This window comes from Haemophilus parainfluenzae, from assembly GCF_900450995.1.
Classification (GTDB): domain Bacteria; phylum Pseudomonadota; class Gammaproteobacteria; order Enterobacterales; family Pasteurellaceae; genus Haemophilus_D; species Haemophilus_D parainfluenzae_O.
Genome location: NZ_UGHY01000002.1, coordinates 1,921,606 through 1,945,717, shown reverse-complemented (window position 1 = coordinate 1,945,717; position 24,112 = coordinate 1,921,606). Strand labels below are relative to the sequence as shown.

At 38.5% G+C, this 24,112-nt stretch carries 23 protein-coding genes and 2 other RNA genes; 13 read left to right on the top strand and 12 right to left on the bottom strand.

Annotation, left to right across the window (positions count from 1 at the left end):
* Positions 1-7: 7 nt before the first annotated feature.
* From DX522_RS09865 to ssrA, 6 genes are all read right to left on the bottom strand, one after another.
* Complete coding sequence (locus DX522_RS09865) at positions 8-460, bottom strand: hypothetical protein (RefSeq protein WP_115180664.1); 453 nt, start codon at positions 458-460, stop codon at positions 8-10.
* Between the two features lie 13 nt (positions 461-473).
* Positions 474-734, bottom strand: a complete 261-nt coding sequence (locus tag DX522_RS09860) for a helix-turn-helix domain-containing protein (RefSeq protein ID WP_115180663.1) — start codon at positions 732-734, stop codon at positions 474-476.
* 10 nt (positions 735-744) lie between these two features.
* The gene (locus DX522_RS09855; protein ID WP_109128978.1) at positions 745-954 is read right to left on the bottom strand and encodes a helix-turn-helix transcriptional regulator; all 210 of its coding nucleotides are present in this window, start codon (positions 952-954) and stop codon (positions 745-747) included.
* A gap of 191 nt (positions 955-1,145) precedes the next feature.
* Positions 1,146-1,709, bottom strand: coding sequence for a hypothetical protein (locus DX522_RS09850; protein ID WP_262054210.1), 564 nt, complete (start codon positions 1,707-1,709; stop codon positions 1,146-1,148).
* Between the two features lie 63 nt (positions 1,710-1,772).
* Positions 1,773-3,017 carry a tyrosine-type recombinase/integrase gene (locus DX522_RS09845; RefSeq protein WP_115180662.1) on the bottom strand — a complete coding sequence of 415 codons (1,245 nt, stop codon included), beginning with the start codon at positions 3,015-3,017 and terminating at the stop codon, positions 1,773-1,775.
* 275 nt (positions 3,018-3,292) lie between these two features.
* Positions 3,293-3,658: a transfer-messenger RNA gene (gene ssrA / locus DX522_RS09840) on the bottom strand.
* Positions 3,659-3,766: 108 nt separating this feature from the next.
* Between ssrA and DX522_RS09835 the strand changes: the two genes are divergently transcribed.
* The gene (locus DX522_RS09835; protein WP_115180661.1) at positions 3,767-4,270 is read left to right on the top strand and encodes a hypothetical protein; all 504 of its coding nucleotides are present in this window, start codon (positions 3,767-3,769) and stop codon (positions 4,268-4,270) included.
* A gap of 65 nt (positions 4,271-4,335) precedes the next feature.
* Complete coding sequence (gene dinB / locus DX522_RS09830) at positions 4,336-5,403, top strand: DNA polymerase IV (RefSeq protein WP_115180660.1); 1,068 nt, start codon at positions 4,336-4,338, stop codon at positions 5,401-5,403.
* 103 nt (positions 5,404-5,506) lie between these two features.
* On the opposite strand, the gene DX522_RS09825 is transcribed toward dinB, so the two are convergent.
* From DX522_RS09825 to rnpB, 3 genes are all read right to left on the bottom strand, one after another.
* Entirely contained in the window at positions 5,507-6,325 is an 819-nt protein-coding gene (locus tag DX522_RS09825; protein WP_262054302.1) for an IS3 family transposase, read from the bottom strand.
* Complete coding sequence (locus tag DX522_RS09820; RefSeq protein WP_115180560.1) at positions 6,313-6,666, bottom strand: helix-turn-helix domain-containing protein; 354 nt, start codon at positions 6,664-6,666, stop codon at positions 6,313-6,315. Before DX522_RS09820 ends, DX522_RS09825 begins: the two co-directional genes overlap by 13 nt.
* Before the next feature lie 71 nt (positions 6,667-6,737).
* An RNA gene (rnpB, locus tag DX522_RS09815) (RNase P RNA component class A) lies at positions 6,738-7,114 on the bottom strand.
* 124 nt (positions 7,115-7,238) lie between these two features.
* Between rnpB and DX522_RS09810 the strand changes: the two genes are divergently transcribed.
* Together DX522_RS09810 and DX522_RS09805 are read left to right on the top strand one after the other, a co-directional pair.
* Positions 7,239-8,174 (top strand): KpsF/GutQ family sugar isomerase, encoded by a 936-nt coding sequence (locus tag DX522_RS09810; protein ID WP_115180658.1) that lies wholly within the window; start codon positions 7,239-7,241, stop codon positions 8,172-8,174.
* Positions 8,174-8,719, top strand: a complete 546-nt coding sequence (locus DX522_RS09805; RefSeq protein WP_410002738.1) for a KdsC family phosphatase — start codon at positions 8,174-8,176, stop codon at positions 8,717-8,719. Before DX522_RS09810 ends, DX522_RS09805 begins: the two co-directional genes overlap by 1 nt.
* A 72-nt stretch (positions 8,720-8,791) precedes the next feature.
* On the opposite strand, the gene DX522_RS09800 is transcribed toward DX522_RS09805, so the two are convergent.
* Together DX522_RS09800 and DX522_RS09795 are read right to left on the bottom strand one after the other, a co-directional pair.
* A complete protein-coding gene (locus DX522_RS09800; RefSeq protein WP_115180657.1) occupies positions 8,792-11,449 on the bottom strand; it encodes a PqiB family protein in 2,658 nt (885 codons plus the stop codon).
* Positions 11,436-12,686, bottom strand: coding sequence for a PqiA/YebS family transporter subunit (locus DX522_RS09795; RefSeq protein ID WP_115180656.1), 1,251 nt, complete (start codon positions 12,684-12,686; stop codon positions 11,436-11,438). The genes DX522_RS09800 and DX522_RS09795 overlap by 14 nt, the downstream gene beginning before the upstream one ends.
* Positions 12,687-12,855: 169 nt before the next feature.
* Between DX522_RS09795 and proQ the strand changes: the two genes are divergently transcribed.
* The 5 genes from proQ (at position 12,856) to DX522_RS09770 (ending at position 18,479) form a co-directional block, all read left to right on the top strand.
* A complete protein-coding gene (gene proQ, locus DX522_RS09790; protein ID WP_115180655.1) occupies positions 12,856-13,503 on the top strand; it encodes an RNA chaperone ProQ in 648 nt (215 codons plus the stop codon).
* Positions 13,504-13,531: 28 nt separating this feature from the next.
* Positions 13,532-15,601 (top strand): carboxy terminal-processing peptidase, encoded by a 2,070-nt coding sequence (gene prc / locus DX522_RS09785; protein WP_115180654.1) that lies wholly within the window; start codon positions 13,532-13,534, stop codon positions 15,599-15,601.
* A 79-nt stretch (positions 15,602-15,680) separates the two neighbouring features.
* Entirely contained in the window at positions 15,681-17,150 is a 1,470-nt protein-coding gene (locus tag DX522_RS09780) for a L,D-transpeptidase family protein (RefSeq protein ID WP_115180916.1), read from the top strand.
* A gap of 74 nt (positions 17,151-17,224) precedes the next feature.
* Positions 17,225-17,785 (top strand): YcbK family protein, encoded by a 561-nt coding sequence (locus DX522_RS09775; protein WP_115180653.1) that lies wholly within the window; start codon positions 17,225-17,227, stop codon positions 17,783-17,785.
* A gap of 64 nt (positions 17,786-17,849) precedes the next feature.
* Complete coding sequence (locus tag DX522_RS09770; protein ID WP_115180652.1) at positions 17,850-18,479, top strand: MBL fold metallo-hydrolase; 630 nt, start codon at positions 17,850-17,852, stop codon at positions 18,477-18,479.
* 164 nt (positions 18,480-18,643) lie between these two features.
* Here the strand turns inward: DX522_RS09770 and pepT are convergent, their stop codons facing one another.
* The gene (pepT, locus tag DX522_RS09765; RefSeq protein ID WP_115180651.1) at positions 18,644-19,876 is read right to left on the bottom strand and encodes a peptidase T; all 1,233 of its coding nucleotides are present in this window, start codon (positions 19,874-19,876) and stop codon (positions 18,644-18,646) included.
* A 276-nt stretch (positions 19,877-20,152) separates the two neighbouring features.
* On the opposite strand from pepT, the gene potA reads away from it, so the two are divergent.
* The 4 genes from potA to DX522_RS09745 all read left to right on the top strand — a co-directional run bounded on the left by potA (position 20,153) and on the right by DX522_RS09745 (position 24,102).
* Positions 20,153-21,268: a spermidine/putrescine ABC transporter ATP-binding protein PotA gene (gene potA, locus DX522_RS09760; RefSeq protein WP_115180650.1), complete on the top strand. Its 1,116-nt coding sequence runs from the start codon at positions 20,153-20,155 to the stop codon at positions 21,266-21,268.
* Positions 21,252-22,112 (top strand): spermidine/putrescine ABC transporter permease PotB, encoded by an 861-nt coding sequence (gene potB / locus DX522_RS09755; protein ID WP_005695833.1) that lies wholly within the window; start codon positions 21,252-21,254, stop codon positions 22,110-22,112. The genes potA and potB overlap by 17 nt, the downstream gene beginning before the upstream one ends.
* A complete protein-coding gene (gene potC, locus DX522_RS09750) occupies positions 22,112-22,882 on the top strand; it encodes a spermidine/putrescine ABC transporter permease PotC (RefSeq protein ID WP_005695832.1) in 771 nt (256 codons plus the stop codon). The genes potB and potC overlap by 1 nt, the downstream gene beginning before the upstream one ends.
* 137 nt (positions 22,883-23,019) lie before the next feature.
* Positions 23,020-24,102, top strand: a complete 1,083-nt coding sequence (locus tag DX522_RS09745; RefSeq protein WP_014065177.1) for an extracellular solute-binding protein — start codon at positions 23,020-23,022, stop codon at positions 24,100-24,102.
* The last annotated feature ends 10 nt before the right edge of the window (positions 24,103-24,112 follow it).

Here is a 24,112-nt window from a genome sequence, read left to right as displayed (position 1 = left end):
TGCTCGTCTAATTCAACATTCCGCCCATTTCTACAAACTGGCATTTCTCGCCCTGTGAGAACTTTTCTTCAAGGTGTCGCACGGTTTCTTGTTTGGTATCAGTGGAGAGGATTTCAGCAAGTGGAATGAGTGCGCCATTTCCTTTTTTCATCGGGTTAAATGCCATGCCATTTTCAGAAAGTGCGGTTAGCTCCTGTTGCATTTCCTCATCAATCAGTAACGGGGCTTTTGTGCTTTGTTGAAGAAAAGCAATCATGATCAACGCCTCTTGCATTGTGTCAGCGTCAATGCCTAGTGGCAGAAAATCGCCGACCTCAAGCCATAAAACGGCATTCATTCCCCAATCTTCAGAAGTCACCGTTAAATGTGGGAATTGAGCCTTTGAATAAGTAATTGAAATTGGGGTATTAATTAAATCTTTGCGCCCTTGTTCTATTGAGCAGTCTTTGCAATCGGTCATTTTTAATATCTCCTTAGTCGTTATATTGATGATTTTGGCTTACTGCGTTTTCATGTAGCACATAAACGCCCACGCGGTGGGTTAAGCCGGTGCTGTCGGTTTCCTCTCGGTAGAACGTATCAATCAAATAACCTTGATTGCGCAATTCCTTAATGCGTGCCGGTGGATAATAAACGCCCATTTGTCGTAGTTCGTTTGTGCTGTGTGGGCGTTCTCTCAGTCGTTCAATGGTAAATCGGTGTTGTTCGCCTGTGCTGGTGGTGGAAATAATCATTAACGCCCTCCTATGCTCTCGCTTCTGCCAGTTTGGCAATATAAGAGTTGATTTCACTTTCCAAGTAACCGACTGAATTAACCCCTAATTGAATTTTCTTTGGAAAGTCCGGGCGGTAACGTTTCGATTTAGGGTTTTGCCAATCGGCAAAGGTGGATTTGCTTACGCCTAACATTTTCATGGTCTCAAGGCGGCGGATAATGCGATCAGTTTGATTCATTGTTTTACTCCGTACTGGTTGGAATGGTTAAAGCCGTTTGGGGCTTCGTTGTGTCGGAATGGATTATGGAGGAGGGTTTTTAGAGTGGAAATGACGCCAACTGTCAATCAATTTCTTTAACAGTTAATTCATCTCTTTAACCGTTAAAGAAACAAAAAAGCCGTCAGCAATTTACTGACGGCTTTAAATGATTAAGTTTTATTTTTTCTTTTCGGGTTATATTGAGATATCCATCTTTTTATTTGAGCGTGAGACTTTTCTGATATGCCCTCTTTTCGTATATGTTCAGCTATATCATCAAGCGATAATCTAGGGGTACGTTTCCACATTGTAACGGCTTCTTCAATCGCTTTTTGCTTACTCGGATCTTCTATTGTTTTTCTCTTTGCTCTAATTCTTTTAGCTGTTAATGTTGTTCGATATTTATAGCTATCCGCTAATTGCAATATATACTTTCTAATTTTTACCAGCCTTTTTAAATTGGTTTTTAGTTTCTTTAATTCTTCAATTTTTTCTTCATTTACGGTTTCTAACTCAGCTAATAAAGTATTTTCTAATGGAACTGTAAAATATTTATCGATTGTATGAAGTGCGTATTTTATACCCTTGTAAATTTTTTCATCTTTAGTAAATTCTGTTTGTGGTTTTCCTTTTATAGAATAACAGTGATCTAGCATTTTCTTTTTATCGATCAATGCTTGCGTACTTTTTTTTATATGCTCTACTTCATCAAGTAAAGAATGTTCATGCTCCATAAACGCTCCTAGTTGTTCTTTGTTAATTACAAACGATCAAATTCCGCCAAAATCGACCGCACTTTAAGCCACAATCTTTAAATGAAATTGCGGCAACGTGCCTTGTGAGGATTTTTCTACAAAATCCGCCCATGCCTGTAATAGCTTGAATCGTTGTTCTAATTTCTCCCCTCTGTCATAGGCAGTTTTTACCCGGTCTGAATTGAGGTGCGATAGTGCCACTTCAATCAAATCACTATTAAAGCCCTGATCATTTAAATAGGTGCTAGCGATACTTCGTAAACCGTGCGCTACCAATTTACCGGCATAACCCATTCGCTTAATCGCGGCATTTGCTGTTTGCGTATTAACATGGGATTGTGGGTTCTTTACACTCGGGAAGAGGTAAGTTTTTCCACCACTCAATTTTTTAATTTGTCCTAACAGGGCTAAGGCTTGCCGTGATAACGTGATTCTATGTTCAATGCCGCGTTTCATTTGCTCTGCAGGAATCGTCCATATTCTGTTTTTCTCGTCAATATCCGCCCATTTCGCCGTAGCCGCTTCGTTCGGTCTTGTCATGGTGAGCAGTTGCCATAAAATCAAATAGCGCGTCTGTAAGTGAATCTGAGCGTTTTGTAGCGTGAACATAAATTCGCTTAAATCCTCAGGCTTAAGGGTTTTAAAATGTTCAACCGTTGGGCTGTCAAATTCCTTTGCGATATTTGTCGTTGGATTAAAAGAGATCAATTCTCGGTGTAGGGCATAAGTCATGATTTCGTTATGCTTCTGAATCGTCCGTTTGAGCTTTTCTAAATGCCCTTCATCTTGATACTGCTTAAATGCCTTTAATGCCATTGGCGCGGTAATTTGGGAAATAGGCAAATGGCCAAAGTGCGGCAATAAGCAACGATTGATCAGGCTTATAACGTCTTTTTGATAATTATCTGAAAAGTTCTTTTTGGTTTTGCGATACTCAAGCCACGCCCACGCCACCGCTTCATAGGTATTATTCAGCTCATTTTGTTTCGCTTGTTCTTGCTGTTGGCGATAGATTGCTGGATCGATATTCTGCGCAAGTAAAGATAAATATTCCTCTCTAATTGCTCTTGCTTGCTGTAAGGAAATATCAGGGTATTTGCCAACGCCAATTAACGCTCTTTTCTTTGGTTGCGTGAAAGGCTTGTAATAGTTAAACCGCCATAACTTAGCCCCATTAGGCTTGACCAGCAGATAAAGCCCTTTGCCATCGGATAGGGTAAATTCCTTTTTCTGCGGCTTGGCTTTGTCTATTTTCGTGCTGTTTAGCGGTGTGATTGTGCGTGCCATATTGTTTCTTTCTGAGAGTTGAAAACTGTTCTAAATAACTCAGACGGCGATTCAGACTTTTAAAAATTTGGATATAGCTAAAACATGAGTAAAACCTTTTGCTAACAGGTTTTGTATAGTTTTAGTTATACCGACTTTGTTATACGGCTGTCAGTATAACTAAAACTCAAGGATTTTATAGGATTGGGTAGGAACGCTTAGGATATAAAAAAGCCCTTGAGGTTAATATTTTCAAGGGCTTTTAGGATTTGATAAGTTTGCTTTGGATTGTTATTTGGTGGAGCTGGCGGGAGTTGAACCCGCGTCCGAAATTACTCTACCTTCAGTACTACACGTTTAGTCTCGTCTTTAATTTCACTTAAGCATGCGGACAGACACGCTAAACTTAAGCTAGTTTGATTCAATTTAGTGCTTCGATCCTCAAACAGCGGCTTTCACACGATCTCGTTTTGGTTTGACTCCGCTTTATCCCCGTCTTACGAGCGGAAGCTGGGGAGCGAAGGCTATGAGCAGGTTATTAAGCTGCTAAAGCGTATTGTTCGTCGTTTGCGACTATTTTTTTGCGGTTTATTTACGAGGCCTACCGCACCTCGACGTGCACCTTGGGCTTCGCTAATCCCGTCGAATCCAGAATCAGCCCCAAAATTATGCGCTAGTCTAACAAAAAACAAGCAGAAGAAAAAGAGCGGTATTTATTAAATGCGTGAGTTAGGGTAAAATTTCGGCGCTTTTTTATAGGAGAAAAAATAATGTCATTTTTTAAATATTTAGTGCTAGCTTTGTTTGCAGCTAGTTGTTCAATTTCTTCTGCTTTTGCAAAAGAAAATGTTTCAAAGGAAAAACCGAAAAGTGTAGAAAAAACTGCAACAGCAGAAAAAAGCTACCCTAAGTATGTTAACTATACGATTTCTATTGATGTTGGTGATAGAGATATTGTTGTAGGTGAGGATGGTCAAGCGCTTTCTCGCTTTAAATATACCATTACGAATAAAAGTGAATTCCCAATTCAAAATATTCAATGGCTGAGCGTGTATGTACATAATCGTCAAGTTGTGCATAGCCAAGATATGCAAATAGAATTAGAAAATACCTTATTGCCAGGTAAGACACTGACAATTAATTTACAAATTCCATTTACTCAAATTGATGAAAAATACCGTTCAATTTTTATGAATACACAAGAACCTATTCATGTTTATAAAGTTGAACGTTCAGTCATGTTTAAAGATAAGAAAGTCGTTTCTGATAATTAATCATGTATACTTGAACAGTAATTAAAGTGCGGTTATACTAAATAAAATTTAACCGCACTTTTTTTATGCTACAAGATAAAAAAATTATTCACATTGATATGGATTGCTTTTATGCCTCTGTTGAAATCCGTGAAAATCCAACGCTACAGGGCAAACCTGTCGCAGTGGGAGGGAGTTCTCGACAACGTGGTGTACTCACTACCTGTAATTATGAAGCTCGAAAATTTGGACTACACAGTGCGATGCCGACAGCACAAGCTATCAAAAAATGTCCGAACCTGATTTTAGTGCCCGTTAATATGCCCCTTTATAAACAGGTATCCGCGCAAATTCATCAGATCTTTCAACGCTATACTTCTATCATCGAGCCACTTTCCTTAGATGAAGCTTATTTAGATGTTACGGATTGTACGCAATGTTCAGGATCCGCCACTTGGATCGCACAAGAAATTCGCCAAGCCATTTTTGATGAATTAAAGCTGACCGCCTCTGCTGGTGTGGCGCCCCTTAAATTTCTCGCCAAAATTGCCTCCGATATGAATAAACCAAATGGGCAATTTGTAATTCAACCTCATGAAGTTGAACAATTTGTAAAAACACTGCCATTGCAGAAAATCCCTGGTGTGGGCAAAGTCACTTCTGAACGTTTATTGAAAATGGGCTTAGAAACTTGCGAAGATGTGCAAAAACTCGACCAATCTATTTTGTTAAATATCTTCGGTAAAATGGGCAAACGAATTTGGGATTTTAGCCATGGCATCGATGATCGTGAAGTCCAAGCTCATCGAGAACGAAAATCTATCGGTGTAGAACGCACCTTATCCGAAAATATTAGACATCTCGAACAAGGTATAGCATTGTTAGATAATCTCTATGCCGAGCTTATTCGTCGCATTGAACGAAGTGCGCCGAATATCCCTTTAACCGCTTTTCGAAAAATTGGGGTGAAATTAAAATTTGAAGATTTTCAGGTGACGACCTTAGAAAAAACTGGCTTGCCTTTATCACTCAAAAGCTTTCAACAATTACTGGAACAAATTTGGCAACGTAGCCACGGAAAATCCATTCGTCTCGTAGGATTACACGTGAATTTACCGGAAGAAAACCATTTAGAACAAATGAGCTTGTGGTAAAACACAAAAGAAAATGACCGAACTTTTATTCATTCCATCCCGAGTAGGATAATGAAAAAATAAAAGTGCGGTCATTTTGATCTGACCCCAAAAAGTTAGACTGTTATTTAAAGGATTGTTTTCGATATTGTATCGGACTCAGTCCTTTTAATTTTAGTTGAATCCGTCGATGATTATAGTAATCCAAATAATCTCTGACAGCATCAACTATCTCTTCTTTTGTTTTAAATTCCCGACCATAAAAACATTCCGTTTTTAATCGCCCAAAGAAACTTTCCATCGCGGCGTTATCTAAGCAATTCCCTTTTCTCGACATACTTTGAATGATGCCATGTTCAGCCAAGATTCGACGATAAGCTACCATTTGATATTGCCAGCCTTGGTCTGAATGCAAAATGACACCACAAGCCTTATTTAATCCTTTGACGGCTTGCATTAACATGTCCTCTACTTGTGCCCAGTTTGGGGAATAGCTGAGATTATATGAGACTATCTCATTGTTAAATAAGTCTAAAATTGGAGATAAATAGACTTTACTCCCATCTTTCGCCTTAAACTCGGTGATATCGGTCACCCATTTTTGTTTCGGGGCCGTTGCACTAAAATCGCGTTCAAGATGATTCGGTGCAATCACCCCTATCGTGCCTCGATAGGTGGTAAATTTCTTGCTTTTTCTTGACTGCACTTGAAGCCCAAGTGTCTGCATTAAACGTTGAACTTTTTTATGATTCACGCCTGGCAAGCTGGCATGAACTCGTCGGTAGCCATAATCAGGATGATTGGCTTTGATGCGTTTAATGGCCTTTTTCAGCTGCTCATCCTTATCCGGTTTAATCTGAAGTTTTGCAAAAAACGTACTACGCGCTAACTGTGCAAAACCTAAAAGCCATTTTAACGGATAGCGTGTTCTTAACCTTTGGATAATTTCCGTTGCTCGGCTTCGTCCTGAAGTCTGAGCCTTCTCAACTCCTTTAGGTAGGCCACCTCCGCTTCAAGCTGTAAAATTCTCAGGCGTAAACGGTCTTCTTCAGTTTTGGGTGGCGGTGGCATTCTGGCATATTTGGGTTTCATTGGTGGTCGTCCTGATGGTTTACGGGGAATAAGTCCTTTTATGCCACTTTTTTCAAACCGTTTCAACCATGTCCCGACTAGGGCGTTGGAAGGAATATTGTAAAAACGCGCAGCTTCTCTAATACTCATTTTTCCATTCAAAATAGGTTGGAGAGCCTGTAATTTAAATTCGATTGTGTAGTGTTTACCCATAAAAAAATCTGCACCTCAATTGTTGGTTTGTTGAGTCCAACTTTTGGGGTGCAGATCATTTTTTGATGAATTTGTTGAGTTGGTCGATAAGCCGAGTTCTGTCGTGGACAATCATTCCTCTAGGCGACAAATTACTCTGTCGCTCAAGCAACCTACCCGAACTCTGGACGGGCCACCCATTGAGTTCCTATTTGGTCTTGCTACGAGTGGAGTTTACCTTTCTGCACATTGTTACCAACGGCACGGTGTGCTCTTACCACACCCTTTCACCCTTACCGTTTTCACGGCGGTCTGCTCTCTGTTGCACTGGTCGTCGGCTCACGCCGCCCGGACGTTATCCGGCACTCTGCCCTTTGTAGCTCGGACTTTCCTCTCGTTTACTTGTCCCACTAGGTCGTGCGAACACGGTTAAGGGCTTCAATAAACCAGCGATTGTCTAACCAACTCGCGGCGTAGTATAGGGGGAATTCAAAGAGCGGTCAAATTTTCATTCTTATTTTTAATAACTTCCGTTAGAATAGCCCTACAAAACACGGTTATTTTCAACCGCACTTTTATCATAAGGATTTCCTATGAATTATTTACAAATCGCACGAGAAACGCTTTCTGTTGAAAGCCAAGCACTCGCACAACTAAGCCAACGCTTAGATGATGAGTTTTCTCAAGTTGTGAATCTTATCCTTGCTTGCGAAGGTCGTTTAGTCATCGGTGGTATTGGTAAATCGGGGCTAATTGGCAAAAAAATGGTGGCGACTTTTGCCTCTACAGGGACACCAAGTTTCTTCCTGCACCCGACTGAAGCCTTTCATGGCGATTTAGGTATGCTAAAACCCATCGACATTGTGATGCTGATTTCTTATAGCGGTGAAACTGATGACGTAAATAAACTCATTCCAAGTTTGAAAAACTTTGGTAATAAAATTATTGCCCTAACCAGCAATAAAAACTCAACGCTTGCTCGCCATGCGGATTATTTTTTAGATATCACTGTCGAACGCGAAGTCTGTCCAAACAATCTCGCACCAACCACTTCTGCGTTAGTCACTTTAGCCTTAGGTGATGCTCTTGCGGTTTCATTGATTACAGCACGTCATTTCCAACCTGCTGACTTTGCAAAATTCCATCCAGGTGGTAGCCTTGGTCGTCGTTTGTTATGTAAAGTAAAAGATCAAATGCAAACTCGATTACCGATTACCACACCAGACACCAGCTTCACTGATTGCTTAACTATTATGAATGAAGGTCGTATGGGTGTGGCATTAGTCATGGAAAACCAACAACTTAAAGGCATTATTACCGATGGTGATGTGCGCCGAGCATTAACGGCTAACGGTGCCGATACACTTAACAAAACCGCGAAAGAGCTCATGACCTCGTCACCGAAAACTATTCATGAAAATGAATTCTTAGCGAAAGCAGAAGACTTGATGAAAGAGAAGAAAATTCACTCTCTTGTTGTGGTCAATGATAAAAATAATGTTGTGGGCTTAGTGGAGTTTTCAAGCTAATGATTAACGAAAAATTAAAGAAAATTAAATTGGTCATCACCGATGTCGATGGCGTATTAACTGACGGACTACTCCATTATGATGCAAATGGCGAAGCGATTAAAAGTTTCCATGTGCGCGATGGACTTGGTGTCAAAATGTTGATGGATACTGGCATTCAAGTAGCCGTATTATCGGGCAGAGATTCGGCGATCCTGCGTAAGCGAATTAGCGATCTAGGTATTAAGTTGTTCTTCCTTGGTAAACTTGAAAAAGAAAGTGCTTGTTTGGATCTCATGAAACAAGCAGGTGTTACTGCAGAACAAACGGCCTATATTGGTGATGACAGCGTAGATCTCCCCGCTTTTACAACCTGTGGTCTTTCTTTTGCCGTGGCAGATTCTGCACCTTATGTGCAAAATGCCGTGGATTATGTGCTTGCCCTTGGAGGTGGGAAAGGCGCTTTTCGTGAAATGTCCGATATGATTTTACATGCTCAGGGAAAAGATGAAGTCTATACTTCCGCCAAGGGCTTTTTAAAATCAGTCAAAAATATGGGTCAATAGCACTCCTCAAAGCACCTAAAAAAAACAACCGCACTTTGATGATTTAAAAGTGCGGTTATTTCTTTTTATGTTTTATTGATTTGCCGGTAAAGCACCTGAATTCCAAGTCGGTGCTTCAGCTGGTTTCTTCACTTGTAACATAAAGCGCTGATTTGCCGTTGCTTGTGGTTGAACGATCGTACCCGATGGAGTCGAGAATGAAATACCGCCTTTCAACAATTGTTGTACACTACCGGTATTAAACTCTACGCCTTTCCAACCAAGATTGAAATCATAACCCGATGAAACCCAGAACTCTGAATTTTTACGTACCAAATGTTGATACTTCGGTGTAATCGCAATATGTACCAACACTCGATCGCCTAAAGAATTTAATTCAAATTTACGAATGGTTCCCACTTCAACACCGCGATAAAGTACAGGTGATCCTTCCGTTAAATTCATCGCATCACTGGTTTCCAAAATAAATGGCACGCCATTGCTGTATTTATTTCGAGGTTGTGCAGTTTGCGCTAAATTAAACTGTGTTTTTGGTTGACCTTTGCCTAATTCAATATCAATATAAGGCTGTAAAAGGCTATCTAAGTTTTCAATTCCACCCGCTGAGATTTGTGGGGAAATCACTTTAAATACCGTCCCCTCTTTTGCAATCATTCCCATATAACTTGGGTTAATTAATGCTTTCGCTGTAATACGGTTTGTCTTTTGATCAAGAGCAATCTGCTCAACTTCACCTACATTCATACCAAGATAACGCAAGCTCATTCCTTTACTTAAAGCCGTTGCATCATCTGTTATTAACGTAATCACTTGTCCTGCTGATTTAGCTCGCAGTTCACTTGGATAAAGCGTTTTATTTTTGCCTGATCCTGTATTATCAAAACTAATCGCCCCTTTTAATGAACGAGCAACTGGAGAAGCCTGAATACTAATGCCCTTCGGCGTAATATCAATCTGCGCCGCACTTTCTACCCAGAATACACTTTTATCTGTCAGAAGATCTTGATAAGCCGGATAAATATAGACATCAATATCAAAATTATTGGCTTTCGGTCTTACATTAATAATTTTACCTACTTCAAACTGACGATAAAGCACCACAGAACCTTTACTAATACTTGGTAAATTAGTGGAATGTAGCACAATACTTGGATTCACTAAGTTGCCTGTAACACCTGTTTCTGCACTGCTAATATCCTTATAAAGTGGATAGCTTGAATGTGGGGCGCCACTTCCTTTTTTGGGTAATACTCTCACCCCTCCTTGTAGCCATTTTGATGGTGTTGCTGATTCAAAACGCAATCCGTCGATACCAAAACTTACATCAAAATTAGAGGCAGCCACAAATTGCGTATTTTCATGAATAAGATTGCGATACTCTGACGCAATCGCCAGTTCAAATTTTACCCCATCAACATTTAAGTGCTGCTTCACAATTTGACCAATAGCAATATTGTTATAAAACACGGATTGCCCTTCTGCAATCCCATAAGTCTCTGGCGCTGTTAAGGTTAAAATCAACGTATTTGGTGCCTTGAGTAATAACTCATTTTCTCGAATGACTTCGAATTGCGTTTTGCTTTCTCCACTTCCTGGAATAATTTCGAAATAATCACCACGGAAGAATTTCTGAGGATTAGCAATATCGCCTAAGTCTAACTTACGATTTTTCAATACAATATGTGTATTAGTTTTTAAGAGATTAGCCTGACTTGGCTCAATTAATAATGTCCCTTGTAAAATATCTTCATTGTTTTCAACCGTTCTTAAAGAGGAAAGCAAACCAACTTGCTCATCACCATAATAGACTGAAGTTTGTCCTGCTTGTAAACCGGCTGAAACAGGCAGTGTTACCTCAACTTCTATCCCACGTTTAGCCGCTTGTAGATTAGAATAAAGGATATAGTTGCTGTTCGTCACTGCTTGAGGACTATCTAATGGCGAGTCAAATGATACGGCACCTTGCACCACAGCATTTAAACTCTCCACCGCTACATTCATACCCGATGAATTAATATTGGCGTTAATACCGCTAATATTCCAGAAACGTGAATCTTTCTTCACAAAACGTGCAAAAGCTTTATCAATTACCACATCAATTTCAACTTTATTGTCTTTATTGAATCGATAATCATAAATTTTCCCGACTGGCATTTTTTTGAAATACACAGAAGCACCAATCGAAATTGAACCTAAATCATCAGAAATTAAATGAATTAATAAATCCCCCGGATTGACTTGTGCAATAGGACCTTGCTCTTCCGCAATAAATTCATCTTCTGAATCACCATCACTTGGTTGGAGCGTAATGTAATTTCCTGAAACCAAGGAGTCTAAACCTGAAATCCCTGCAAGAGACACACTTGGTTGAACAAGCCAGAACTTGGTATTTTCTTTTAACACCTCTGTCGCTTCAGAATAAATATTTGCCTCAACTTTCACTTTTTGCATATTGTCGGTAAAGTTCACCTTCTTCACGACACCAATTTGCAAACCTTGATAGCGAATAGGGGTTTTATCTGCAACGAGCCCAGCCCCATTAGAGAACGTGATCGTAATAGTCTTTCCTCGTTCTTGTACAATTTGGAAAAATAAAATAGCACCAATACATAATGCAATAAAAGGTAACAACCAAAACGGTGAGATGCGTTTATTCTTACGTAATAACGCTTCTACATTGTTATATTGCTCATCAATAGATTGAGATTCGGGTTTATTATTTTCTGTCATAAATTTTCCAAATTAATCGACTATCAAACTGAGAAGTTGAAATCATAGTTAAAAACACTGCTGCACCAAAATAAAATGCGGCAGGGCCTACAGTAAAATTAATAATCTGTCCGCGTGTTACTAGAGACATCATCAAAGCTAACACAAAAAGATCCAGCATTGACCAACGTCCTACAAAGTGAACGATATGCAATAACCGTATTTGCCATTTAATTGAATGTCGCCATTTAAAATGCACACTAGCCAGTAAATATAACATAATGAGGATTTTACTTACTGGCACAAAAATACTGGCGAAGAATACCACGAAAGCAACAAAATAGCTGCCCATGCTTATAAATGACATCACGCCCGACATCAAGGTATCTTGTGACAAATTTCCTGTTAAATAAACACCGGATATTGGGAGTAAGTTTGCGGGAAAAAGCATGATAATACCCGCCACTAATGTCGCCCAAACGCGTTGTAATTTTACACTATCTGGTGTTTCAATAAGCGATGCACAACGTGGGCAAATTGCTCGATGACGGTGATCATATTCTTGATCTTCTTTTAAAAAAGTATAATCGCAGGCTGTACAAAGTTCTAACGGTTTATCACTTTTGGTAACCGGTTTCTGATCGGGATAAAAATCATGCCATAAGTCATCTAAATTAATTTTAATGAATAATAATGTGGTTAAAAGTGCGGTAAAAATAAAAGCAATTAAATACACATCCACTTCTAATGTGGCATATTCGCGTACTTTAAACATGGTAACAGCGAGTGCAACTAAATATACGTCAAACATGACCCAAGGTTTAATATAACCCACAAATAATAAGACATTACGCGGCTTAATTTTGAGCAATTTAGAAAGCTGCAACATAATGACTAAAATCGCAAAAGAGACAGGCATTAAAATTGCACAGATAAAAATCATAAATGCAGTATAGGAATATCCCTCTACTGCCATTTTCCAAATACCTTTCCAAACAGAAGCATCAATTTTAGTACCTAGTAAATCTAAGCTCAATAAAGGATAGCCCAAAGAAAATGGCATTAAAATTAAGATAGAAAGGGCGATTAATGAGCAACGCTTAAGTGACCAACGATTACCTGATTGTAATTTGTGATGGCAACGCGGACATTGTGCATACTCCCCCGCCTGCGGACGACAAACAGACACCGTTGCGTTGCATCCAATGCAACGCACTAGTTTATAAGTGGCATGAGTAAAATCAGGTGTTTTTATCATTGTCTCATCAAAAATTTAAAAAGTGGACTATTTTAGCCTTAATTGAGGGAATTTGTGAAGTTATACATCTGAGCTAGAAACGGAATTATTCGGCCTAACCATTGTCAATCCTTATAAAAGTGCGGTAAACTGTGTAAGTTTTTATTTTTTATCCTAGGAAAACGCAAAAATGACAGATTCTCAAGTTGAAGCCCAAGCTGAAAATAATGCTGAAGGCATTCAAAAATTAACTGATACAAAAGCGATTATTGCATATCTTGTGGAAAAATTCCCGCTTTGCTTTATTGCAGAAGGTGAGGCAAAACCATTAAAAATTGGTCTTTTCCAAGATCTTGCTGAAGCATTAAAAGATGATGAACGTGTTAGCAAAACTCAATTACGTCAGGCTTTACGTCAATACACCTCTAACTGGCGCTATTTACACGGTTGCCGTGAAGGTGCTGAGCGTGTGGATTTATACGGCAACCCTGCTGGTGTATTAGACGCAGAACACGTTTCTCATGCGGCTCAACAATTAGCAGAAGCAAAAGCTAAATTTGCAGAAAAACGCAAAGCAGAATTAGCAGCGAAAAAAGCACAACAAAAACGACCTGCTCGTAAACCAAATTCCAATCAAGCAACTCGCAAACCAAAAGCACCACAAGTGAAACTAAGTGCGGTTGATTTCACAACTCTTTCTGCAGGTAGCAAAGTGAAAGTAAAAGTGGCTGAACAAGCGAAAAATGCGACAGTATTAAATGTGGAAAAAGAAGGCGCACGCGTAGAACTTGAAAATGGTTTAGTGATGACAGTCACCGCAGATCGTTTATTTGCCTAATAATTTATTTCTTATCGGGAAAGGTTAAATGAAATTACATACAACCAAAAGTCTTATTGCTACAGCAATTTTAGGTGCGTTATTTCTTCATTCGTCTGACACATTTGCTGTGCAGCCGAAATTAAAGCAAAGTGATATTACGATTCCTTCGGCAACTGATGCAAATCAGTTGGCAACGAAGCGTGCAACAACACGTTTAACCCAATCACATTATCGTAAATTCCAGCTTGATGACGCCTTTTCCGAAAAGATTTTTGATCGTTATATTAAAAGCTTAGATTACAGCCATAACACCTTTTTAAAATCAGATATTGATGATTTACGTGCTAAATATGGTTCTAAATTAGATGATCAACTTAATGAGGGCGATCTTTCAGCTGCATTTGCGATTTACGATCTGATGATGAAACGTCGCTATGAACGTTATGCTTATGCATTATCTTTATTAGATCAAGAACCTGATTTAAAAGGTAATGATCAAATTGAGATCGACCGTGAAAAAGCACCTTTTCCTACAAGCGAAGAAGAAGTAAACAAGCTTTGGGAACAACGTGTTAAAAATGATGTAATCAGTCTGAAGTTAAAAGATAAAAAATGGCCTGAAATTAAGGAAAAACTGACTAAACGTTACAATTTGGCGATTCGTCGATTAACTCAAACTAAAGCGGATGACATTGTTCAGATTTATATTAATGCCTTTGCTCGAGAAATCGACCCACATACAAGCTACCTTGCACCACGTACGGCAAAAAGCTTTAATGAAAGTATGAATCTTTCTTTAGAAGGGATTGGCGCAACATTACAATCTGAAGATGACGAAACTAGCATCAAATCTTTAGTGCCAGGTGCGCCGGCTGAGCGCAGTAAAAAATTACAAGCGGGCGATAAAATCATTGGTGTAGGCCAAGAAAAAGGCGAAATCGAAGATATTATCGGTTGGCGTTTAGAAGATATCGTTGACAAAATCAAAGGTAAAAAAGGGACTAAAGTTCGTCTTGAAATTGAACCTGCAAAAGGTGGGAAAAGCCGTATTGTAACCTTAGTTCGCGATAAAGTCCGTATTGAAGATCAAGCAGCAAAACTCACTGTTTCTAAAGTAGAGGGTGAAACAGTTGGTGTCATTAAAATCCCAAGTTTCTATATTGGCTTAACTGATGATGTGAAAAAATTATTAGTAGATGCTGAGAAGAAAAAAATTGTCGCTTTAATTGTGGATCTTCGTGAAAATGGCGGTGGTGCATTAACAGAAGCCGTAGCATTAAGTGGTTTATTTATTACAGATGGTCCGGTGGTACAGGTTCGTGATGCATATCAGCGTATTCGTGTACACGAAGATGACGACAATGCCCAGCAATATAAAGGTCCATTATTGGTGATGATTAATCGTTTCAGTGCGTCTGCTTCTGAAATTTTTGCTGCCGCAATGCAAGATTACAATCGCGGTATCATTATTGGGCAAAATACCTTTGGTAAAGGTACGGTACAACAAAGTCGTTCATTAAACTTTGTTTATGATTTAGACCAAACACCACTTGGTGTGTTGCAATATACTATCCAAAAATTCTATCGAATTAATGGTGGTTCAACCCAATTAAAAGGTGTAGCAGCAGATATCAATTTCCCTGAAATTATTGATGCTAAAGAAATTGGTGAAGAAAAAGAAGATAACGCATTGCCTTGGGATAAAATTCCGCCGGCGACTTATTCTGAAAACAATAAAGCGCGTAAAGATGTTGAAGCATTAAATGAAAAACATCTAGAGCGTATTGCAAAAGATCCTGAATTTATTGCTTTAAATGAAGATCTTAAGATCCGTGATGAACGCCGTGAGCGTAAATTCTTATCATTGAATTTCCAAGAGCGTAAAGCGGAAAATGATAAAGATGATGCGAGACGTTTAAAAGATCTCAATGACCGTTTTAAACGTGAAGGTAAAAAAGCATTAAAAGACATTGATGATTTGCCAAAAGACTATGAAGCACCTGATTTCTTCTTAAAAGAAGCGGAAAAAATGGCAGCTGATTTAGTTAAACTTAACACGAATCAACAAAAAGTGGATGCTGAAATAAAACAAGAAGCGGCAAAAGCAACAAAATAACGATTATTTGGACCGCACTTTAGCAGATGAAAAAACTCAAGTGCGGTTATTTTTTATGAATATTTTTAAAGGTACAGCAATGTTAAAAGGAACAATGAAATTAAGCGCATTAGTCTTATCATTATCAATGATGACGTCAGGTTGTGCGTTAGCAGACTGGGCAAAAACAGTTGGGCAACCTCAACAAGCCGAAAATAAAGGCGTTGATATGTCGAAATTAAGCCCTGAAGAGCGTGCAACACTTGAAGCGGAAATCAAAGAAGACCAAGCTCGCCTAGCAGCTGAAAAGCAAACTATGCTAGAGATGTCATTAACGCATGAAATTGGCGAACAGAATCTACAGTTCAAACCAATTTTGGCAAAATTATATGCTGATAATAAATATGAGTTGATGTGGAAAGACAAGGCTGCAGAAAAACAATTCCTACGCGAATATGCAGCAATGGTAGCGTCTGGTATTTCTAAACGTTCGGCGCAATCATTAATCAATTTACATAACGCTGAAAAGACTGGCGGCCTTACCTACGATGTGTTGTTAAGTGATGCTTTCCTTGATTACTTGTATTACAGCAAAAACGTAAATCAACAAGCACAACGTTGGTTATATGCAACGAATGCTTACAAACCAGAATTACCAAATCAAGAAATTATTGACCAATGGCAAAGTGCGGTTAAAAACGATGCTATTTCTGGTTTTGTAAACGGATTATCTAACCATAATCGTTTATACCGTGAAACCGTACAAGCACTCCCATCAATGATTTCAGCTTCAGGTATTTCTGCAATGGGTAAAAAACTTGCCCTTAATGCACAACGTTTACGTGTTATTCCAGATTTTGAAAATGGAATCTTTGTTAATATTCCAAGCTATCAATTGAAATATTATCGTGATGGTAAAGCAATTTTAGAATCACGCGTTATTGTAGGGAAAAATGAACGTCGCACACCAGTAATGTACAGCCGTTTGAGCAATGTGGTTGTTAATCCGCCTTGGAATGCCCCTACACGCTTAATTAATGAAGACATTTTACCGAAATTAAAACGTGACCCTGGCTATGCAGCAGCACACAACTACTCTATTTTAGATAGCAAAGGTAACACCATTGATCCTTACTCAATTAATTGGAGTAGTATTGGTGATAAATTCCCGTATCGTATCCGTCAAGCAGCTGGTGACAGTGCATTAGGTAACTATAAATTTAATATGCCAAGCTCTGATGCAATTTATCTTCACGATACACCAAATCATAGCTTATTCAGCAAAAAAGAGCGTGCATTAAGCTCAGGTTGTGTGCGTGTAGAAAAATCTGATCAACTTGCCTCTATTCTGTTACAAGAAGCCGGCTGGTCAGAAGATAAAAAACGCGGTGTTTTAGAAAGTAAGAAAACAACGTCTGCTAACATTCGTACAAATGACCCCGTATTCTTATATTATGTAACTGCATGGGTGGAAAACGGTCAAACACAAGTTTTACCAGATATTTATAAATACGATGATGCAGCAAGTTTTAGCGGTATTGATTGGGCGGTTGTAAAAAAATACCTTTAAAAATGGTTTACACTAGAACTTTTTAATACAAAAATTGTCTAGAATGAAAGATAGGTAGTAAAAGAGACTATAAAATGGGTAATATTGACAAAAATCGTCGTAAATGGCTTTCATTAGGCGGCATCGTTTTAGGCGCAAGTATGATGCCGAGTACGGTGTTAGCGATGGTCTCTACCCCTAAACCTCGCATTCTCAGTTTCTATAATGTCAACACCAATGAACGATTAAGCGGTGAGTTCTCTGCAACGACCGGATTTAATCGTTCACTACTTGGTAAACTTGATTACTTCATGAGAGATCGCCGTACAGACCAAGTACGCCGAATGGATCCGAATCTCTTTATGAAGTTTTATCATTTACAAAGTAATTTAGGTTTACGCACTGCACAGATTGATGTAATTTGTGGCTATCGTAGTGCTGAGACAAATGCCATGCGCCGTAGACAAAGTCGGGACGTAGCAAGCAACAGCTATCATATTAAAGGCCAAGCGATTGATTTTAAAATCCCAGGTGTACCTTTAGCAAGGTTACGCCAAGCGGCTGAAAATCTTGATAGCGGTGGTGTAGGATATTATCCGTATAGTAATTTTATTCACGTGGATACTGGCCCTGTAAGAACATGGCGTGGTGCATGAAAAACAGTTTAATTTTAGACCGCACTTTAGTGCGGTTTTTTGTTATCAACAATAAGGAAAAAAGATGAATATTGAAATTATTCCTGTTACAGCCTTTCAGCAAAATTGCTCTCTTATTTGGGATGATGAAAAAAATGCAGCGATTATCGATCCTGGTGGCAATGCGGAAAAACTTATTCAACGTATTGAGGAATTAGAATTAAACCTAAAAGCAGTCTTATTAACGCATGGACATCTTGATCATGTAGGGGCTGCTGAAGCGATTCGTGATCATTTTAATATTGAAATATGGGGCTCACAGGAAGAAGATCGCTTTCTGTTTGAAAGTCTACCACAACAAGCTCAGCAGTTTAGTTTACCTTATATTTCTGCATTTACACCTGATCGCTGGTTTAATCAAGAAGGTGAAAAAATTCAAATTGGTACATTTACCTTTGAAATTCTTCATCTTCCTGGTCATACACCTGGCCACATTGGTTTTATTGAACATGAAAAAAATATTGCTTTTACTGGCGATGTCCTTTTCCAAAACAGTATTGGTCGTACAGACTTCCCTCGTGGAGATTTTTATACATTGATCTCATCAATCAAGAATAAATTATTTACATTAAATGATGATATGGTAATTATTGCAGGACATGGCCCTTATACAACTATTGGACAAGAAAAACGAAGCAATCCGTTTTTAAAGTAAAGATCTGAATTTAGGGTAAAAAAAGCTCCTAATTTCTTAGGAGCACCAAAAAGGAATTTATGAATAAAATCTCTAAAGTTTAGCTTTATCAAAGGAATCTCGATAAAACGCTAACGATTATATTGACATATTCTGACAAATGCAAGCTTCTTCTTTACAATAATTTACAAATCTTTACAGTTTGCTATTTTTATAACCACTTCGACAGCTTTTTCCATCCCTTCAAGTGTCACTAATTCATGTTTACTATGGAAATTATAGCCACCGGTAAAGATATTTGGACAAGCTAATCCTTTTTCTGCTAAAAATGCCCCATCCGTTCCACCACGTATTGGTTTATGATTTGGCGTAATACCACAAGCTTTCATTGCAGCATCAGCTAACTTAATCGCCTGTGGGACATTTTTGACTGTGTCATACATATTTTTGTAACTGTCTTCAATAACACATACTACGGGATCTTTTAGACTTTTCTCTCTATTAAATTTTTCTACGAGTTGATAAATAAACGCTTTACGTTGTTCAAAATTAGCTTGGTCAAAATCTCGAATGAGATAATGTAGCTCAACTTTCTCAATATCCCCTTTAAAATCATCTAAATGGAAAAAACCCTCTTTACCCGATGTTTTTTCAGGGACATCATCTTTTGGAAAACCTTGTTGAAATTCACAAGCTAACGTAAGCGCATTCACTAATTTGTTTTTAGCATAACCAGGATGAATGCTCCGACCTTTAAAGGTAATTTTTGCGGTTGCGGCATTAAAGTTCTCATACTCTAACTCGCCCACTTCCCCACCATCAATGGTATATGCCCAATCACAAGGAAAATCATCCAATGGGAAATAATGCATTCCTAAACCAATTTCTTCGTCAGGCGTAAATGCCACTCGAATATTACAATGCGGGATATTTTTCTGTTGTAATACAGAAAGTGCGGTCATAATTTCTGCGATTCCGGCTTTATTATCCGCACCAAGTAAAGTAGTTCCATCTGTCACAATCAAGGTTTTGCCAATAAGCTGATGTAAAAATGGATAATACACAGGACTAATAAACTCCTCTCCTAAACCTAACGCAATATCTCCTCCCCGATAATTTTCAATCACTTCAGGTTGAACATTTTTACCGCTGCATTGTGGTGAGGTATCAAGGTGGGAAATAAAACCAATTGTGTGTGTTAAATCAGGATGATTTGAGGGTAAATAAGCCGTGACAACGGCATGCTTAGTCACATTGACAGCTTGTAAACCAAGTTCAATCAATTCTTTCTGTAAGTGCAAAGCTAACTTCATTTGCCCTGCTGAACTTGGCGAATGTTTTGCAGACGATTTAGATTGCGTATCAAATGCGACATAAGTTAAAAATCGCTGTAATAATTCATTATAATGTTCTTCCATTTTAAGATTCTCCTTTATATCCGCGTTAGTCTAATCCCAAAATTCGTTACAGTTCTTGATATATAACAAGAAAGTGGAGAGTTATAAAATTTTCTGAAAAAAGTGCGGTCAAATTTTAGATAAATTTTTCCTAAAAACTCGATTAAATCCTTTTCATCATTAACAATTCGCTATATCATATCGATTCAATTTTATGTCGCCCCTGCATCATTTTTGCAGGTTCATTTCTACTCAGTACCGATTAAATTGGTGAAATTAGGGAGAAAACCAAAGCTAGTGGAAAATCTGGTTCAAAAGCCTATTATTGAGCTTCGTTCAATCAAAAAATCCTATGGTTCTAATACAATTATTAATGATTTTAATCTAACCATTAATAACGGTGAATTCGTCACAATTCTTGGCCCATCCGGCTGTGGTAAAACTACAGTATTGCGTTTATTAGCGGGTTTAGAAGAGTTAGATGAAGGTCATATTATTTTGGACGGTGAAGATATTACTAATGTTCCGGCAGAAAAACGCCACATTAACACCGTATTCCAGAGTTATGCGTTATTCCCGCATATGACTATTTTTGATAACGTGGCTTTTGGTTTACGTATGCAAAAAGTGGCAGAAAGCGAAATTAAATCTCGCGTTCTGGATGCATTGCGTATGGTGCAATTAGAAGAAATGGCCGATCGTAAACCAGCTCAACTTTCTGGTGGTCAGCAACAACGTATCGCGATTGCTCGCGCTGTTGTGAATAAGCCAAAAGTGTTGCTACTTGATGAATCTTTATCTGCGCTGGATTATAAGTTACGTAAACAAATGCAAAACGAACTTAAACAATTACAGCGTCAACTTGGCATTACCTTTATTTTCGTTACTCACGATCAAGAAGAAGCGATCACCATGTCTGATCGTATCGTTTTATTACGTAAAGGTAAAATTGCACAAGATGGTTCACCTCGTGAAATTTATGAGGATCCAGCTAACCTATTCGTGGCTCGCTTCATCGGTGAAATTAACGTATTTGATGCCACTGTGATTGAGCGTAAATCTGACGATGAACTACTTGCTAACGTAGAAGGTCGCGTATGTGATATTCACACGAGTATCTCTGCTGAAAAAGGTCAAAAACTACAAGTATTATTACGCCCGGAAGATATTGTGATTGAAGAGCTTGATGAAAATGAGCACTCAAATGCAATTATTGGTCGCATTGTGGATCGTACCTATAAAGGAATGACACTTGAGTCTACAGTCGAATTTGATCACAACGGTAAACGCGTATTAGTGAGCGAATTCTTTAACGAAGATGACCCGCATATGGATCACAGCGTTGGTCAACGTGTAGGTATTACATGGCACGAAGGTTGGGAGGTTGTACTCAACGATGAAGATAATCAATAATAAATTCCAGAAAATTACTGTTGCAATTATCTTCAGTTGGTTAATCTTCTTTGTGCTAATTCCAAACTTATTGGTTTTAACCGTAAGTTTTTTAACCCGAGATGGTAGTGACTTTTATGCTTTGCCATTTACTTTAGATAACTACACTAACCTGTTTAATCCACTTTATGCGCAGGTAGTGTGGAACTCATTGTATATGTCTGGCATCGCGACGATTATTTGCTTACTCATTGGCTATCCATTTGCCTTTATGGTCAGCAAAATTAATCCAAAATATCGTCCATTTTTGTTGTTCCTCGTGGTATTACCATTCTGGACAAACTCACTTATTCGTATCTATGGGATGAAAGTATTCCTTGGTGTGAAAGGTGTGTTAAATACCATGCTAATGGATATGGGCATTTTGAGTGAGCCTATTCGTATTTTAAATACCGAAGTAGCTGTAATCATTGGTTTAGTGTATCTCCTTTTACCATTTATGATTCTACCGCTCTACTCTGCTATTGAAAAATTAGACGGACGTTTATTAGAAGCGGCAAGAGACTTAGGTGCTAATGCTGTTCAACGTTTCTTCCGCGTTATTTTGCCATTAACCATGCCGGGTATTGTTGCAGGTTGTTTATTAGTACTACTACCAGCAATGGGGATGTTCTATGTAGCAGACTTACTTGGTGGTGCGAAAGTATTATTAGTTGGTAACGTGATTAAGAGCGAATTCTTAATTTCCCGTAACTGGCCATTCGGTTCGGCAATCAGCATCGGTTTAACCATTTTAATGGCATTGTTGATTTTCGTTTACTATCGTGCAAATAAATTGTTGAATAAGAAAGTGGAGTTAGAATAATGAGTCGTTTACTGCGTAATATTTTTATGTTTGTGGTATACGCTTATTTGTATATCCCAATTATTATTTTGGTGACTAACTCCTTCAATGAAGACCGTTATGGTTTAAGTTGGAAAGGTTTTAGTTGGAACTGGTATGAGCGTTTATTTAATAACGATACCTTAATCCAAGCCGCGTTCCACTCTGTCACTATCGCTTTCTTCGCTGCAACGTTAGCGACTATTGTGGGTGGTTTAACTGCTATCGCACTTTACCGCTATCGTTTCCGCGGTAAACAAGCCGTAAGCGGTATGTTATTTATCGTCATGATGTCACCAGATATCGTAATGGCGGTTTCTCTACTTGCCTTATTCATGGTTGTAGGGATTTCGTTAGGTTTCTGGTCATTACTATTAGCTCACGTAACATTCTGTTTACCTTATGTTACCGTGACAATTTTCTCTCGCTTAAATGGCTTTGATGCAAGAATGCTTGAAGCAGCAAAAGATTTAGGTGCGAGCGAAGTCACCATTTTGCGTAAAATTATCCTACCACTCGCTTTACCTGCAGTGGTATCTGGTTGGTTATTAAGCTTTACTATTTCATTAGATGATGTTGTCGTATCTTCTTTCGTAAGTGGTGTAAGCTATGAAATCCTACCATTGCGTATCTTCTCACTTGTAAAAACAGGGGTAACACCGGAAGTAAATGCGTTAGCAACGATTATGATCGTGCTTTCATTAGGATTAGTAATTTTAAGTCAATTAGTTACACGCAAAAATAATCATTAAACATTGATATAAAAAGGTTTCACAAATCTTTTAAGATCAAATAAAATACGCCTTGACGCACAATCAAGGCGTATTTTTATACCTGCATTAATGCAGGTGGTTTTTTACCCCCCCTCTTTTACGGAGAACAAAGAAAAATGAAAAAATTTGCAGGTTTGCTTACTGCCGGTTTAGTTGCCGCTACATTAACTGCTTGTAACGATAAAGAAGCCAAGTCTGATGCAACAAAAGCACAGGCTCCAGCAAATGATACCGTGTACTTATATACTTGGACTGAATACGTACCAGATGGTCTTTTAGATGACTTCACAAAAGAAACTGGTATCAAAGTTATTGTAGCAAGTCTTGAATCTAATGAGACGATGTATGCCAAAATGAAAACCCAAGGTGATGCAGGCGGTTATGATGTTATTGCACCATCTAACTACTTCGTATCTAAAATGGCACGCGAAGGCATGCTACAAGAATTAGATCACAGTAAATTACCTGTTATCAAAGAATTAGACCCTGATTGGCTCAACAAACCTTATGACAAAGGCAATAAATACTCACTTCCTCAGTTGTTAGGTGCACCAGGTATTGCATTTAATACCAATACCTATAAAGGTTCTGACTTCACTTCTTGGGGCGATTTCTGGAAACCAGAATATGCAAACAAAATCCAATTATTAGATGATGCGCGTGAAGTATTCAATATTGCGTTATTAAAAATTGGTCAAGATCCAAACACCAAAGATCCTGCAATTATCAAGCAAGCTTATGAAGAGTTATTGAAATTACGTCCAAACGTACTTTCTTTCAATTCTGATAACCCTGCAAACTCATTCATCTCTGGTGAAGTAGAATTAGGTCAGTTATGGAATGGTTCTGTGCGTATCGCGAAAAAAGAACAAGCTCCATTAAATATGGTGTTCCCAAAAGAAGGTCCTGTTCTTTGGGTTGATACTTTAGCGATTCCTAAAACTTCTAAAAACCCAGATGGTGCACACAAGTTAATTAACTACTTGCTAGGTGCAAAAGCGGCGGAAAAATTGACTTTAGCGATCGGTTACCCTACGGCTAACCTTGAAGCGAAAAAAGTGCTTCCAAAAGAAATCACTGAAGATCCATCAATTTATCCAACAGCTGAAATTCTTCAAAAAAGCCACTGGCAAGATGATGTAGGTGATGCGATTCAATATTACGAACAGTATTACCAAGAGTTAAAAGCAGCAAAATAATGCGTTTTTA

Bases quoted from the DNA above. Each gene is read 5' to 3' on its own strand.
- DX522_RS09795 (WP_115180656.1), bottom strand. From the start codon at position 12,686: ATGATAAAAACACCTGATTTTACTCATGCCACTTATAAACTAGTGCGT.
- DX522_RS09745 (WP_014065177.1), top strand. From the start codon at position 23,020: ATGAAAAAATTTGCAGGTTTGCTTACTGCCGGTTTAGTTGCCGCTACA.
- DX522_RS09855 (WP_109128978.1), bottom strand. From the start codon at position 954: ATGAATCAAACTGATCGCATTATCCGCCGCCTTGAGACCATGAAAATG.
- proQ (WP_115180655.1), top strand. From the start codon at position 12,856: ATGACAGATTCTCAAGTTGAAGCCCAAGCTGAAAATAATGCTGAAGGC.
- dinB (WP_115180660.1), top strand. From the start codon at position 4,336: ATGCTACAAGATAAAAAAATTATTCACATTGATATGGATTGCTTTTAT.
- DX522_RS09850 (WP_262054210.1), bottom strand. From the start codon at position 1,709: ATGGAGCATGAACATTCTTTACTTGATGAAGTAGAGCATATAAAAAAA.
- prc (WP_115180654.1), top strand. From the start codon at position 13,532: ATGAAATTACATACAACCAAAAGTCTTATTGCTACAGCAATTTTAGGT.
- DX522_RS09775 (WP_115180653.1), top strand. From the start codon at position 17,225: ATGGGTAATATTGACAAAAATCGTCGTAAATGGCTTTCATTAGGCGGC.
- DX522_RS09805 (WP_410002738.1), top strand. From the start codon at position 8,174: ATGATTAACGAAAAATTAAAGAAAATTAAATTGGTCATCACCGATGTC.
- potC (WP_005695832.1), top strand. From the start codon at position 22,112: ATGAGTCGTTTACTGCGTAATATTTTTATGTTTGTGGTATACGCTTAT.
- DX522_RS09820 (WP_115180560.1), bottom strand. From the start codon at position 6,666: ATGGGTAAACACTACACAATCGAATTTAAATTACAGGCTCTCCAACCT.
- DX522_RS09810 (WP_115180658.1), top strand. From the start codon at position 7,239: ATGAATTATTTACAAATCGCACGAGAAACGCTTTCTGTTGAAAGCCAA.
- pepT (WP_115180651.1), bottom strand. From the start codon at position 19,876: ATGGAAGAACATTATAATGAATTATTACAGCGATTTTTAACTTATGTC.
- DX522_RS09770 (WP_115180652.1), top strand. From the start codon at position 17,850: ATGAATATTGAAATTATTCCTGTTACAGCCTTTCAGCAAAATTGCTCT.
- DX522_RS09780 (WP_115180916.1), top strand. From the start codon at position 15,681: ATGTTAAAAGGAACAATGAAATTAAGCGCATTAGTCTTATCATTATCA.
- DX522_RS09865 (WP_115180664.1), bottom strand. From the start codon at position 460: ATGACCGATTGCAAAGACTGCTCAATAGAACAAGGGCGCAAAGATTTA.
- potB (WP_005695833.1), top strand. From the start codon at position 21,252: ATGAAGATAATCAATAATAAATTCCAGAAAATTACTGTTGCAATTATC.
- DX522_RS09845 (WP_115180662.1), bottom strand. From the start codon at position 3,017: ATGGCACGCACAATCACACCGCTAAACAGCACGAAAATAGACAAAGCC.
- DX522_RS09860 (WP_115180663.1), bottom strand. From the start codon at position 734: ATGATTATTTCCACCACCAGCACAGGCGAACAACACCGATTTACCATT.
- DX522_RS09835 (WP_115180661.1), top strand. From the start codon at position 3,767: ATGTCATTTTTTAAATATTTAGTGCTAGCTTTGTTTGCAGCTAGTTGT.
- DX522_RS09800 (WP_115180657.1), bottom strand. From the start codon at position 11,449: ATGACAGAAAATAATAAACCCGAATCTCAATCTATTGATGAGCAATAT.